Source organism: uncultured Parasphingorhabdus sp., assembly GCF_963677535.2.
Taxonomy (GTDB): Bacteria; Pseudomonadota; Alphaproteobacteria; order Sphingomonadales; family Sphingomonadaceae; genus Parasphingorhabdus.
This window is the reverse complement of the sequence record NZ_CAXXUT010000003.1, coordinates 204,577-218,433: the sequence shown is the minus strand read 5'-3', so window position 1 is coordinate 218,433 and position 13,857 is coordinate 204,577. Positions and strand designations below refer to the sequence as shown.

The following is a 13,857-nucleotide window of genomic DNA, read 5'->3' as shown; positions in this document are numbered from 1 at the left end:
AACGGGGAATAGATTGAAGGAGACGCGAAAATGTCCAAGAACATCAAAGCCAATGGCCTGAACCATCTGGCGATTTCGACCAACAATATGAAAGAGCAGATCGCCTTCTATACCGATGTGCTGGGCTTCCGGCTTGTCGCGTTATACTGGATGCACGGCGTAGAGGGATGCTGGCACGGTTTCCTTGAAATGAATGATAGCAGCCAGATTGCCTTCGTGTTCAATCCTGCGAACAAAGATGCCCAGGTTGAATATGGCGTAACCAATCCCGGTCATACAGGCGGGCCTTCAGCGCCTGGCACAATGCAGCACCTTGCGTTTAACGTCGACACACTGGATGACCTACTGAACATCCGCGACCGGATCCGTTCGCGCGGGTACAATGTCATGGGCCCGATGGATCATGGCATGTGCCACAGCATCTATTTCCAGGGACCGGAAGACACGTGCCTCGAGATCGCGACATTCGGCAATGCCGATTATCCGATCGGGCCCGAGGACTGGATCGATCCCGAGGTGCAAAAGTTGGCCGGAATCAGCGACGAGGAATTGGCCAAGTTCACCAATCCGGCTGATTTTGAAGGGCAAGGCGGAAAGATCCCCAATCCGGGATACAATCCGGACAGCTATAATCCCGACCGGCCCGTGCAGCTTCTCCAGGGAATGTTTGCCATGACTGACGAGCAGTTCGCCATGATCCCGATGGAAAAACGACCTCCGTCCATGATGAGCGAGGAAGATCGCAAAGCAAAGCACGCTGCCGAATAAAATTGGGGCTTGCGCGCCAAAAGCTAATGAGAGGAACTTCTGTGACCAAGCCGTCACCAACCCACTATACCGGCGTAGCCAAGTTCCTGCACTGGGCGATCGCTATACTCATCATCATGATGCTGGTTTTCGGTCAGGGGTTTGATGATCCCAAGACCGAAGCGGAAATGGCGTTTTCGTTGAGAGGTCATTCCACTCTGGGATTTACGGCAATTGGCCTGATCGTGCTGCGCATTCTATGGCGCATCGGCCATCCGACGCCAAAGCTGCCGGAGACCGTTTCGCCACTGCAAGCAAAGGCGTCCAAACTCTCTCATCTTCTGCTCTACGCCTTGATGATCTATGTCCCGATGATGGGCCTGTACACGGCCGCAGCGCATGAAATGGCGGTTATGCCCTTTGGAGCCTTCGATGTTCGCGAGGCGCTGAGCTTTCTCGGAAACGATAATTTCGAGGGTCGCCGTTTCCTGCATGAAATTGGTACTTGGTTACTGATAGCCTTGCTAGCCGTACACATAGCCGCCGCATTTCTGCATCAATTCATCCAGAAAGATGGCGTCCTTCGCCGGATGCTGCCGGGTAAGCCGAAGAGCTAGTCGTGATATCAGGACCGCTGTCATTGGGTAACCGAAACAGGCAGAAGATGTAGCATGACCATGAATAAACCCGAAACATTCGCGATCGCCGATCGATTTTTCTCGGCCATCGAGAAGGGCGATATCGACAGCGTGGAAGCACTCTATGCGGATGACCTCGTCGTCTGGCATAGTAATAGGCCTCTTGACGAGCGATCGAGCGGGCAATCGAAATCTGAAAACCTTCAGCTCTTGCGACATGTTTGCGATTTCATTGATGGTATTCACTACGAGATACTCGACCGCCAACTAACCGAGACGGGCTTTGTCCAGCAGCATATCTTTCGCGGACGATCAAAAACCGGTCACGAGGTTGCGTTGCCGGTAGCGATCATCTTCGTCATCAAAGCCGGAAAGATTGTCCGCATCGACGAATATATGGATCCAGCGAAATTTCCGACGAAAAATGCGGGAGTTATTGAATAGATGAACAATGCCTATGACGTCTTGATTGTCGGTTGCGGGCCCACTGGCGCTACGCTGGCTAATCTTTTGCGAATGAGCGGACACAAAGTCGCGATTTTTGACCGTGACAAGGATATCTTTCCGGTGCCGCGGGCGATGATGTTTGATCCGGAAAGCTGCCGTATCTATCAGCGCATGGGCATTCTGGACCGGATGTTCCCGGATGATGCCAAGCCGTTCAAGACCTTTCGCATGGTCGATCACAAGCGCAAGACCCTTGTGGAAATGGACTATAGCAAAGTCCCGCCAAGTTTTGGCCATTCGGGTGTGGGAACCATGTTTCATCAACCAACCCTGGAACGGTTGCTTCGAGAGGATTTCGACAAAGGCATAAAAGTCGACAGTTTCCTGGGCTATGAAGTTCTCAGCGTATCATCGGATGCCGATCAAGCGACATTGAAGGCGAAGAATATCGATACTGGCGAAGAGACCGAATTTACCGGGAAATATATTGTCGGTTCTGATGGCGGCGCCAGTATGTGCCGCCGGTCAATCGGCGCAAAACGGATTGATTTCAACTATCGCCGCAAATGGATCGTCATGGACGTTGCCGTGCACGATCAGGCCTATTGGGATGCGCAGGAGGATTTTTCAGAGTTCATGTGCCAGCCCAATGCTGCCCGGGTGTTCGTTAAGGGGCTGCACAACCACTACCGGTTCGATTTCGAAATTGACGAAGATCTGGCCGATCAATTCACGCATGATGATGCGATGGCCCATATCTCGAACTATATCGACACCTCTTCAGTCGAGATTCAACGCTGCGTGCCTTATAATTTCTACGCCGGAATGCCCGATATCTGGCGCAAGGACCGAATCTTGCTGGCTGGCGATGCGGCCCACCAGACCTCGCCCTTTGCTGGCCAGGGCCTTAATATGGGACTGAGAGACGCCGCTCATCTCAGCTATCTGTTTGATCTGATATTTGACGGCAAAGCTGGTGACCGCATTCTCGATACCTATCACGAGGAACGCTGGCCGCATTGCAAGAAGGTGATCAACCGCGCCTCGCGCACGGGATCACTGCTTAGCACGACCAGCAAATGGGAGCAGGCAAAGCGCAATTTTGGTTTCTGGATCGTCAAAATGGTCCCCAAGCTTGGCAGGGTCGCCAATTCTGATACCTACTTCCCAGCCTATTCGGGCGGTCTGATCGGTACAGGTCACGATTTATGCGGTAGACGATTAAGCCAGCCCGAGGTTGTGGGTGCCTCGGGTCAGTGCAAATTGCTCGATGAGGTGATCGGGGATGGCTTCGTGCTTTTGCTGTCAGATCAGGAAGAAGGCGATGCCATCTCCTGGTTCAGTCAGGAGTTTGGCGGATCGGTTTTCGTGATCGGCAAAGACTTTGAGGATATTGACGGCAAGCTTGGCGAGTTTACCGGAGGCAAGGCGGTGCTGGTGCGCCCTGACCGCTATATTTTTGGCGCGAACGAGAGCGGCAACGCTCTCTGCGCTTCGTTCCAAAAACATCTGCGTCAATATCAAAGCTAGCGACGGCTTTTACATCGCTTCGCCGGTTTCTTGCCGTAGCTTCACGGCCTGACGCATCTTGTCGATATAGAAACCATGACGCTCGCTCGATTGTGCCGCTTTCCAATAGGCCGATAGCGTCGGCAAATCGGCGAGATAATCACTATGTCCGACAATCGGCAACAAGAGATCAACGACGTGCATGCCGGGTATCAGGAAACAGTCGGCATAAGTGAATGTTTCGCTAATCTGATATTCGGTTCGCTTCATCGTCTCCTCGACATCCCGCAATCCGCGCTGTGCCGTTGCGATAGAATGTTTAACCACATCCGAATCGAACCGTTTTTCTCGCAATTCTCCCGACACCGCAAGAAATCCATGCAGAAGATATAGGTCAGCTAATCGCGCCAGCGTCCTGTTTTGCGCAGCTTCCAGTGGTGAGCTCCCGGCAATATTTGGCATGGGATACAACTCATCGATATATTGGGCAATCACTGCGGATTCGTAGACAAAATCTCCGTCATCCGATTCCAGCACAGGAATCCGCTGCATATAGTTGATATGCCCAAACTCCTCCGATCCAAGGCCGCCCGGAGGCATGACCAGCTCATAATCGACCGACTTTGCCTCGAGCAACATCATGATTGAAGTAGCAAAAGGGGAGAGATAGACACCGTAGAGTTTCATATTGGAATCCTGCAAATTCTGGCGGTTAACTGGACAATTTGCTTCAGAAGGCTTTGGCAGCCTCTTTCGCTTCTTTCTTGGCATTGGCAACGATTTCATCGAGCTGAGGTCCTGGCATTCCCGTCGGCATGACCCGGATCAAGCGAATGTCAGTGAAACCGAGGAAGCGGAAAATATGGTCGAGATAGGCGCGCTCGAAATCGGTTTTTGTCCCGTCTGATTCCAGTGGAAAACGATTTTCATACGGACTGCCGCTGGCCAGTATCATCTGCAGCGGACGGTCGGTGATCTGGCCGATATATTCGAACTTCTCGTTCACCATCACCGATGCGCCAACCTGTACCACCAGGTCTATCCAGTGCTTCAGGCGGTAGGGAATGGAGTAATTCCACATCGGCGCGGAAAGCAGAACCTTGTCCGCACTTTTCAGCCGCTCGATCTCTTTCATGACACCGGCCCATTCGCCCTCCGGCTCGATACCGGAGCCGGTGGTCATGAGCTTCATGATATTTTCCATTTTCTGATTGGCGCCTTCCATGCCCAGCGGCGCCAGCTCGGTCTCAAACAAAGGCAGACGCTCGATCTCGTCCTCAGGATTGGCCGCCTTGTAGCTTTCCAGAAATTCATTGGCGACTTGCGAGGAATAAGAGTTCTCCTTGCGCGGGCTGGCTTCGATGAAAAGTAGTTTGGTCATTGGTATTTCCTCCTAACGGGTTGATTATCTAGACTGCAGGGCAGCCGTCACATGTGATGCTGGCTGTTTGTTCAATTCGCCGGAAATCCAGCGACTAATCTCAATCAGCTGTTCCAGATTTACCGAGGTATCGAGCCCCGAGCCTTCCAGCCCGTAGACGAGATCTTCTGTGGCAAGATTCCCGCTGGCACCTTCTGCAAAGGGGCAGCCGCCCAGGCCGCTAACTGAAGAATCAAACGTTCGCACGCCTTCTTCAAGCCATATGAAACTATTGGCCAACGCCTGACCGTAAGTATCGTGGAAATGGCCTGCGATTTTCTCAACCGGGATTTCCGATTTCACATCTCGGATAAGCTTTCTGGCCTTGAGCGGCGTTCCGACGCCAATGGTATCGCATAGCGAAATCTCATAGCAGCCCATTTCCAACAGCTTATTGGTGAGCTCGATGACAGTGCTCGTCGAAACTTTTCCTTCATAAGGGCAGCCGAGCACATTTGAAATATAGCCGCGCGAACGAATACCATCTTTCTTGGCTGCGTCGATGACGGCCTTGAAACGGCTCATGCTTTCTTCGATTGAACAGTTAATGTTTCTCTGGCTAAAAGTTTCCGAAGCGCTGGCAAATACGGCAATAGTATCTGCACCGCTTTCCTTCGCCGCCTCATAGCCCTGAATATTTGGTGCAAGGACTGGAAAGGAGACGCCTTTCGGACGGTTGATTTTTGCCAATACTTCTCCGGAGTTCGCCATTTGCGGCACTTTTTTGGGAGACACGAATGCGCCTGCTTCGATCGTTTTAAACCCGGCATCCACCAGCCGGTTGATCAGAGCGACCTTTGTCTCCACCGGTAAAGGCAGCTTTTCATTTTGCAGACCGTCACGCGGGCCGAGTTCTACCAGGTTGATTTTATCCATGTTCAAATTCCCTTCTCCGAGAGGTCCGACTGCCCACCTCAGACTATTTTTCTGGTCCTCAAGACATCGATCTGTTCGCTCGACAGATTGAGATAGTCTTCGAGAATGGATTGCGTGTGCTGACCCAATTCAGGTGCGGGTGACCGAACTTGTCCCGGTGTGTCCGATAATTTGGGCACGACATTTTGCATCTTGACCTTACCCAGGCCGGGAGTCTCAACATCAATCAAAGCCTTGCGCGAGAGGAACTGCGGATCGTCAATCATATCCTTGACCTGGAATATCTTCCCGGCTGGTACGCCCGCCTCATCAAGTGCTTGCAGCAAGTCTTCGGCGGCCTGTGGTTCGCTCCACTTCGAAATGATATCATCGATCAGTTCTTGATTTTCACCGCGCGCAACATGGTCACAAAAACGCGGGTCGTCCAAAAACTCATTCCTGTCCATCAGCTCGCATAGCCGTGCAAATACCGTATCCTGATTGGCGGCAATCAATATGCTGTCACCATTTGCGCAAGGGTAGACATTTGATGGCGCGATTTTGGGGAGAATAGCTCCCGACCGATCCCGTTGATGGCCTTCGCCGCAATATTCAGGGACCAGGCTCTCCATCATCGCCAAAACTGACTCATAGAGCGCACTGTCGACTATCTGTCCACGGCCGGTGATATCACGAGATCTTAGCGCTGCCAGACAGCCCAACGCGGCAAATGTTGCGGTTAAGGAATCTCCAATGGAAATTCCGATCCGTGTCGGCGGCCGATCCGGATAACCTGTAACATGGCGCAGGCCGCCCATGGCCTCGCCTATCAAACCAAAGCCCGCACGCCGGGAATATGGCCCATCTTGCCCGTAACCGCTGATCCGTGCCATTATCAGGCGCGGGTTGTCCGCCGACAACACGTCATAGCCCAGACCCCATTTTTCCATTGTGCCGGGGCGGAAATTCTCCACCAAAATGTCCGCGGTCTTGATCAGATCGCGAGCGATTTCCTGCCCTTCTTTTTCACGAAGGTTTAAAGTGATGCTTTTCTTGTTTCGGCCGATGACAGACCACCAATATGACTGGCCGTTGCGCTTCACTTGTCCCCAGTTGCGCATAGGATCGCCGGCGCCCGGCGCCTCAACTTTCAGCACCTCGGCGCCCAAATCACCCAGCAATTGCCCGCAGAACGGCCCGGCTATCAACGTTCCCATTTCAACCACGCGCAGGCCGGCAAGTGGTCCGCCCGTTTTTTGCTCGTCTATATTTTCACTGCTGGTCACAATATTCCCCTTTTTCCTGCGGCACGGGATGCCTCAGGGCATTTGTCCATCATCCATCTTGATGACGCTGCCGGTTGAATAGCCGCCCTCGTCAGAGGTCAGATAGTTGATCATCGGAAGCAGCGCCTTGACCGGCATCATGCGGGATCTTGGAAGGTCGTCGACCATCTTTTTGCCGGCATCGGTCTTAAACCAGCCTTCAACGATATCGGTCATCATATAACCGGGGCACAGTGCGTTGACCGATATGCCGAAACTGGCCCATTCCTTCGCAAATCCTCGCGCCATCATTACCGCCGCCGCTTTGGATGAGCTATAAGTCACGGAATAGGGCAGCGGATTGAGCCCGCCCATGGATGACAATATGACAATCCGGCCGCGCTCGGAAACGTCTGATCCTGCGGCAATCAGGCGCTTTCCCGCCTCGCGGACCGTTATGAAAACCCCGCGACTATTGACTGCATGGACAGCATCAAACTTCTCCATGGATATCTTGGTTGCAAAGCCTTCTTCATTGATGCCGGCGTTGGCGATAACAGTGTCAACTAAGCCGTAGACCTCCTCGGCTTTGTCAAATGCGGCAATGACAGACGCCTCTTCGGTGACGTCGAGCGAAACAGCGATTGCCTGACCACCCTTCTTCTCGATCTGTTCGACGATTGCCGACAGCTTGTCTTCCCGGCGCGCTCCCAATACGATCTTTGCGCCATTTCGCGCCAAAGCAATCGCAAATTCCTCACCGAGCCCCGACGAAGCTCCGGTGATTAGAATTACGCGGCCTTCATGGTTTAGCGATCCATCCAATTCGGTTTCCATTATCATCCATCCTCTCAATTGTTGGTTGGCCGATCAGACCGTGCCCATGGTGATGTTCGGAACCATTGATCCGCGAAGGTTCGAATTTCCTCCTCACATTTCAACACCATAGGCATTCCATTTTCTACAGACACGAGCCGTTCCTTGGCATGACCGGGTACAATGAATGCAAATCGCTGACCGTTGCCTGGGCAAAAGATGATCTGATCAGCTTCCGCCAGTGATAGCGCTGGATCGGGCACTTCGACGGCTCGGCTTCGCAAAGCTCAAAGGCGAGGGGGCTGGTGGCTTGATCGGCGAAATGACGATCGGCAAATAGAAGGCTTTTCCCGCCATCCATTTCGTGAATGTCATGATCATTCCAGATTTTGTCGTTTAAATTTAGTGTCATCTGCCATCATCCAAGACCAGCGCGAAATATCCACCGGACTCCCGCTTAAGGAGGTCGGATATTACTTGCGCGGTTCGCTTGCTTAAAAAGTAGTCAGACATCAAAGCCTTTGCGCTGCAACCAGTCTTGGACCACCGATACCGCTTGCCGTCCCAGATCCGGCTGGTTCTGATAATAGTGGGTAGCCCCTTCTATGTGATGCAATTCCTTGTCATCATGGGCGACACCATCAAACAGGCGCTGCGAATGACTTGGTGTGCAAGCATCGTCTGCGGTATTGTTGATGACGAGCACCGGCTTGGTGATGCTGGCGGCACATTTGGGACCATCACCATTGGCATCGTCATAGCTCCATTGAGAGAGCCAGCTGCGGAGTGTGGACGCGCGCGCAAGGCCTACCGGACTCATGTTGACGATTTTTGGATCGCCCATGTAGCACCAGTTCGGTTTCCGGTCATTTGCATCAATTGCCGGATCAAGCCATCGTGGATCGGCCATGGTGCCATGAACGGTGAATGCAAATTCCTCGTTCTCGCGGCCCGAAGATTCCAGCCAGGCAAGTTTTTCCTTTACCCATGCGGTGATCTTGCGGTTGCGGGCGATTTGAGCGGCACGGTAGCGTTCGACAAATTCATCCGAAAAGGGAGGGCCATTGGCACCGGAATAAATATCCAGATCAGGATCACGATTATACGGATCAGCTTCGTCCGTGATCGATGCATCCAGCCATTCGGTCAATGTGCCGTGACGGGACACGTGAGCGGCCATGAACACGACGGCATCCGCCGGGATAAGTTCCGCTTTGGTAAGATCTGGCCCTGTTCCGCATGGCGAGCTTGTAACCGTTGGTGCTTCAGCCTGTGCCTGATAATAGGAAGAAAGCGCACCGCCACCGCTCCAGCCCAGGAGGACGACCTTCTTGTACCCCAATGTCTCTTTCGCATAGCGCACAATGGCACCAAGATCGGTGACCACCTTTTCCATGTTCAAGCCATTGTCAACGCCGCGATATCGGCTGTCGGCACCGATTACGGGAATGCCCTGTTCAGCAAAAAAGCTCATAACCGACAGGCGTCCTGTGCCGCCAATCGGATGCATGCTGATCAACACCGTGTCTGACTCGGTCTTTGTCTTATAGTAGAGACCCCCGATGAATGCCCAGCCGACTGCTCCGCCATAAGTGTCTTTGAATGCAGCTTTTTCTTCATAGGCTATGCTTAGCGGTATGATTTCAAAGGTCGACGTCTTGGCTGGCATAGATAAGATTTTATTTGTCATGTTGGTCTCCAATTTTTGAATTTATGCTGCTCATCGGCGAAAGCATTCCGGTCATCTTACTCATGCTTGGGCCTCATTCTTTTTAACTGACCTACTGCTTTCGTCCCCGCTCCAATATATCCTTGCGGCGCGCCTCCACCCCCTCGGGAGAAACTTCCGCATTGGCGGTGGAAGCGAGCTTATATTCCATTTCGATTGCGTCACCAAAATTGGCAGCATAGCCGTCATCGATCAGTCTTTTGTAGGTTGCCAGAAACTCTGGATCGATGGTCGTCATCTCGCCAGCGAGTTTACGGGCGAGCGGCAGCAGTTCGTCCGGTGCGACAACATGGTTCACCAGCCCCCACTCAAGCGCTTGCTGCGCATCGATGAAATTGCCGGTAAAGCTCAATTCCTTCGCGCGGCTGATCCCCAGGATCCGGCTGAGCTTTTGCGACAATCCCCATCCCGGAACAACGCCGACCCGGGCATGGGTATCGGCAAAGCGGGCATTGGTGCTGGCAATCAAAACATCGCACGTCAGTGCAAGTTCAAACCCGCCGGTAATGGCCACGCCGTTGATCGCGCCGATAACCGGTTTGCGGCATTGCTCTATCGCCTGGGCAGGATCGTTCTTCTTGACAGGATCGCTTCCTGCGCTGCCCAGGGCGCCCTCGATAGAACCCAGTTCCTTCAAATCAATGCCAGCGGTAAAAGCGCGTTCGCCCGCCCCGGTCAGGATCACCGCGCGCACGGCACTATCTTCATCGACAGTGCGGATCACATCATAGAGCTGCCCACGCAAGGCTATGGACAGTGCGTTCATCGCCTCGGGCCGGTTGAGCGTTACCGTGGCGATACTTTCGCTAACCTCAAGAGTTACCAATTCACTCATCCTGCGTTCCTTCAATATCGAACATCGTTGTTGAAAGCTTGCGCCTCTGGCTGACCGTAGTTTCCAACTTGCAAATCGTGTTTCTTTCGCCTGTTGCGATACCAGGCAAAGCCGCCTAACAAGGGCACAACAAGAATTGCCGCGAACAGCAGGTTGCGCTGCGTTCTGTTCGCGAGGACATCCACAAAACCGAACTTCGTTTCGCACCACCAGTTGCATTCCCCTTCAAAGGTAACGCTGGAGCTCCGGCTGGGGCGTTCAACTGCGTCTGTCACGTGATTTTTACCGGCGAAATTGTCATAAGCTTTGCGCATTTCAGCGAGCAATCCTGCCTGCTCTTCAGCGAGGTTCTCGGTTGCGCTTGGGTCGGCAACGATATCAAACAACTCCCATTCGCCGCTGCCGAACGGCGGATGCATATATTCCGCTTTCCAACGCCCCTTCCGCACCATCCGATTGCCGAACAATTCGGTCACCAGCATCCGGTTGTCGTCGGCCTTATCCTCTTGCAGGATGGACATGATCGACTGACCGGCTGGCTGCAATTTGCCCTTGTAAAGCGGATCCTCGGCCGGATTGATGCCAGCCAGTTCAAAGAATGTCGGGGTCAGGTCCATCACGTGCCCGGGCATCTTGCGGATGACGCCTTCGGCCATATTTGGCCCGGCTATGATAAGGGGCGAACGCACACCACCTTCAGCAATCGTCCCTTTGAACAGGTTGAAGGGCGTGTTGGAATTATTGGCCCAATCGGCACCCATTGTTGTGTAGGATCCCCGAGTGCCCATCGCTTCGTCGCTAAGGTCGAAATTGTCGTGCACCCACTCGCGCGAATTGCCGAGATAGACCAAGGGGGTGGACGCTGAAGCGCCATTGTCCGACATGAAAAGCACGTAAGTGTTGTCGAGCTGTCCGCTACGTCGCAATTGCTCGATGATCCGGCCAAACTGCTGATCAAGCAGCTCGACCATCGCTGCATATATCTCCATGCGCTTGGCATCGGATTTGCGCTCGCTTTCGCTGCGCTCGGTCCAGGGCTTCTTGTGCGAGTCCAGCCATGCGGGCATCTGCCTGGTCTGCGCCAGTTCTGCATCTTTGCCTATCAAGCCAAGTTCGATCAACCGCTGCCGACGTTTCTCTTTTGCTTTGGCCGGACCTTCATCGAACACGCCCTTGTAGCGATCCATCCATTCAGCCGGTACCTGCAGAGGATCATGCGGCGCAGTATAGGCGACATAGGCGAAAAAGGGTTTTTCACCAGCTTCTTGGATATATTCGATGATCTTGTCGGTATATCCGATTGTCGAATAAAAATCACTGGTAAGCGGAACGACTTTCCCGTCCTCGTGATAAGTGACATCTTCCGTCGGCGTAATGAGCATTTGATCGGCAAAGTGGCTTGCACCGCCCTCGACAAGACCAAAGCTGCGCTGGAAACCGCGCCGGTGAGGCCATTGGTTGGCGTCGACAGCGAGATGCCATTTGCCGCTCATCATGGTGCGGTAACCATGTGCGGAAAGCATCTCCGCAACGGTTACTACGCCGCTGTGAAGCTGCGCCGCATATTCAAGTCGACCGTGTTGATTGGGTGACTGCATATTGCGCATCGTGCCGACGCCAGCGGCATGGTTGCTGACACCGGTCATCAACATCGCCCGGGTCGGTGAGCAGGTAGGGGCAACGTAGAAATTGGACATGAAAATGCCGCGTTTTGCCAGACGATCTATGGTCGGCGTGCGAATTTTACTGCCCAGAAACCCCGGGTCGGACCAGCCCATGTCATCGGCGACAACGACGAGGAAATTTGGTCTGCTTTGCTGTGCTAACGTAGGCGTTGTTGACAATGTCAAAATAGCCAAACAACAAACGTTGAACAGCCGGTTCATGCCCTTGCCTCACGGGGTTGAGCGTTGTGCCTATGTGTAATCGCAAATTCCGACACTGGCCTCTCCATTTATCTGGTCGGCCGGTTCGGCGATCCAATTTGCTGCGGGTGCTTTTAGAAAACGATCGAGTCCCGCATCGTTCAAAGTTGCATCATGCCATGTTACAATTCGCTACTCAAGTAATTTGTTATTCGGTCGACAAATAAGATTTGAGGAAAATTTGTCAGCGTGGTTCATCGACCACTGAGAGGCATCATTCTTTGTATTGTCGTAGGTCTCGGATCTAATTCGGTTGGAGCCGGGCGCACATGCAGGAAACAAATTCCTCGCCCGCAGCATTCTGATCGAATGATTTGTTCAGTGCCGCAAATGCCATCTGCCCACGAAGAAACGAATAAATCACAGCAGCGTGGGCCGTAGGATCAATATCTGGACGGATATTGCCTTGTTCTATCCCAATCCTGATTTCTGCTTCGATATTCTTCTTCCCCTCGGCATTGAGCTTGGCGATGGTTTTGCGCAATCGAGGAATCACCAATGCTTGCGTGATCAAAATTTGCAAGGTTCGAATTTCTACCCCGTGGCCTTTCACATATTTGCGTACCAGCGCAACCAGTGTCGGCAGTCCGCGCTCATACGAGGAAATATTTCCCGCGCCTTCGTTGTAAGAACCTATCACATGCTCTGCGACCCGAGCGAGAAGCTCCTCCTTGCTGCCAAAATAATGGGCCGGAAGACCTCTACTATAGCCAGCGGTTTCGGCGACGTCAGCGAGTGTAAAGCCGTCATAGCCGAGTTTGCCAACCAGTTTGACCGCCTGATCGAGCAATCGGGCTTCTGCCTGTTCGCGTCGCTCAGCTTGAGTCCGCCGCTTTACCTCAGCCATATATCAGCCCCGTGTTGTTTGTAACTCCGCTAACTAATCTGGTGATCAGTCTATCGTTCGAATAGGGGCTTCTGAAGGCAGGTGTCAACGCGGCTTGTATCATTGCGGCCAGTATACAAACACCCTCAACAAGGCTGAGGGGATGGCCATTCGAGTATCGCCCAAAGCCAATTTATCGTTGTCGTGTCCGTCGTCAGACAATCCGAGGCATGTGGCGGTTTAAATCAGACGAGTATCTGGTTCCATCTGGTTTTTTGATTTTAGGCGGCGATCTTGTGGTATTGCAAACGCCGATTTTCGATGGCCGTTCGTTTGATCCTTTCTCGATGTTTGATGATGGCTTCCGTCCTGCCGAAGTGGACATCGGCGGGCGTTACGTTGTTCAGGCTTTATGGCAGCGCCGGTGTTAATAATGCTCCACGGATGCATGGACCTGCGCTTCGAGATCACCGGCCAGATAATCCGCAAGTTCACCCGCAACGTAGCTAGGCCCATTGTCCCATAGCAGATGCGGTTTGTGCACCACATGTGCCGGACGCACGGCTTCCAGCTGATAATGTAGCGCGAGTAATCGTCGAGGATCGTCGATAGATAATACCAACCCGAGCCAATGATCTTCAGATAGGAAAAGTCGGTCTGCCACAGCTGGTTGTGCGCCGTGGTCTTGTCCTTGAACTCGCTGGCGACTTTTCATGTATCTTTGACCACCCGCTCCGCGGGGGCTTTCGCGTGTGTTGCCAATTTGTCTATCGATCGCTGACGGGAGACAATGGGGGATCGTTGCGCCATTTGGAGACAGTTTGCGATCAAACTGACTGCCCAAG

Annotated in this window: 13 protein-coding genes and 1 pseudogene; 4 read left to right on the top strand and 10 right to left on the bottom strand. The window is 53.0% G+C overall.

All coding sequences use genetic code 11. From position 1 onward, the window contains the following. Nucleotides 1-30 precede the first annotated feature (30 nt). The 4 genes from ACHZCJ_RS07950 to ACHZCJ_RS07935 are packed head-to-tail and all read left to right on the top strand — an operon-like array spanning nt 31 to nt 3,362. Nucleotides 31-768 (top strand): VOC family protein, encoded by a 738-nt coding sequence (locus ACHZCJ_RS07950; RefSeq protein WP_321325405.1) that lies wholly within the window; start codon nt 31-33, stop codon nt 766-768. Nucleotides 769-809: 41 nt separating this feature from the next. Beyond that, nucleotides 810-1,364 (top strand): cytochrome b, encoded by a 555-nt coding sequence (locus ACHZCJ_RS07945; protein WP_321325402.1) that lies wholly within the window; start codon nt 810-812, stop codon nt 1,362-1,364. 54 nt (nt 1,365-1,418) lie between these two features. Continuing rightward, entirely contained in the window at nt 1,419-1,829 is a 411-nt protein-coding gene (locus ACHZCJ_RS07940) for a nuclear transport factor 2 family protein (RefSeq protein ID WP_394700075.1), read from the top strand. Then, nucleotides 1,830-3,362 (top strand): FAD-dependent monooxygenase, encoded by a 1,533-nt coding sequence (locus tag ACHZCJ_RS07935; RefSeq protein ID WP_321325398.1) that lies wholly within the window; start codon nt 1,830-1,832, stop codon nt 3,360-3,362. It begins immediately after the preceding gene. A gap of 9 nt (nt 3,363-3,371) precedes the next feature. Here the strand turns inward: ACHZCJ_RS07935 and ACHZCJ_RS07930 are convergent, their stop codons facing one another. From ACHZCJ_RS07930 to ACHZCJ_RS07885, 10 genes and pseudogenes are all read right to left on the bottom strand, one after another. Further along, complete coding sequence (locus ACHZCJ_RS07930; protein ID WP_321325396.1) at nt 3,372-4,028, bottom strand: glutathione S-transferase family protein; 657 nt, start codon at nt 4,026-4,028, stop codon at nt 3,372-3,374. Between the two features lie 43 nt (nt 4,029-4,071). Next, the gene (locus ACHZCJ_RS07925) at nt 4,072-4,722 is read right to left on the bottom strand and encodes an NAD(P)H-dependent oxidoreductase (RefSeq protein WP_321325393.1); all 651 of its coding nucleotides are present in this window, start codon (nt 4,720-4,722) and stop codon (nt 4,072-4,074) included. Nucleotides 4,723-4,746: 24 nt separating this feature from the next. Further along, nucleotides 4,747-5,637, bottom strand: coding sequence for a hydroxymethylglutaryl-CoA lyase (locus ACHZCJ_RS07920; RefSeq protein ID WP_321325391.1), 891 nt, complete (start codon nt 5,635-5,637; stop codon nt 4,747-4,749). Between the two features lie 38 nt (nt 5,638-5,675). After that, the gene (locus ACHZCJ_RS07915; RefSeq protein WP_321325389.1) at nt 5,676-6,902 is read right to left on the bottom strand and encodes a CoA transferase; all 1,227 of its coding nucleotides are present in this window, start codon (nt 6,900-6,902) and stop codon (nt 5,676-5,678) included. Nucleotides 6,903-6,935: 33 nt separating this feature from the next. Further along, nucleotides 6,936-7,718, bottom strand: a complete 783-nt coding sequence (locus ACHZCJ_RS07910; RefSeq protein WP_321325387.1) for an SDR family NAD(P)-dependent oxidoreductase — start codon at nt 7,716-7,718, stop codon at nt 6,936-6,938. A gap of 484 nt (nt 7,719-8,202) precedes the next feature. Next, on the bottom strand, nt 8,203-9,387 hold the full coding sequence (locus ACHZCJ_RS07905) for an alpha/beta hydrolase (protein ID WP_321325383.1): 1,185 nt from the start codon (nt 9,385-9,387) through the stop codon (nt 8,203-8,205). Between the two features lie 91 nt (nt 9,388-9,478). Further along, complete coding sequence (locus tag ACHZCJ_RS07900; RefSeq protein WP_321325381.1) at nt 9,479-10,261, bottom strand: enoyl-CoA hydratase; 783 nt, start codon at nt 10,259-10,261, stop codon at nt 9,479-9,481. Nucleotides 10,262-10,272: 11 nt separating this feature from the next. Then, entirely contained in the window at nt 10,273-12,147 is a 1,875-nt protein-coding gene (locus tag ACHZCJ_RS07895) for an arylsulfatase (RefSeq protein WP_321325379.1), read from the bottom strand. A gap of 283 nt (nt 12,148-12,430) precedes the next feature. Then, nucleotides 12,431-13,033, bottom strand: coding sequence for a TetR/AcrR family transcriptional regulator (locus ACHZCJ_RS07890; protein WP_321325377.1), 603 nt, complete (start codon nt 13,031-13,033; stop codon nt 12,431-12,433). Nucleotides 13,034-13,293: 260 nt separating this feature from the next. After that, nucleotides 13,294-13,723, bottom strand: a pseudogene (locus ACHZCJ_RS07885) (DDE-type integrase/transposase/recombinase); the annotation flags it as partial. Nucleotides 13,724-13,857 lie beyond the last annotated feature (134 nt).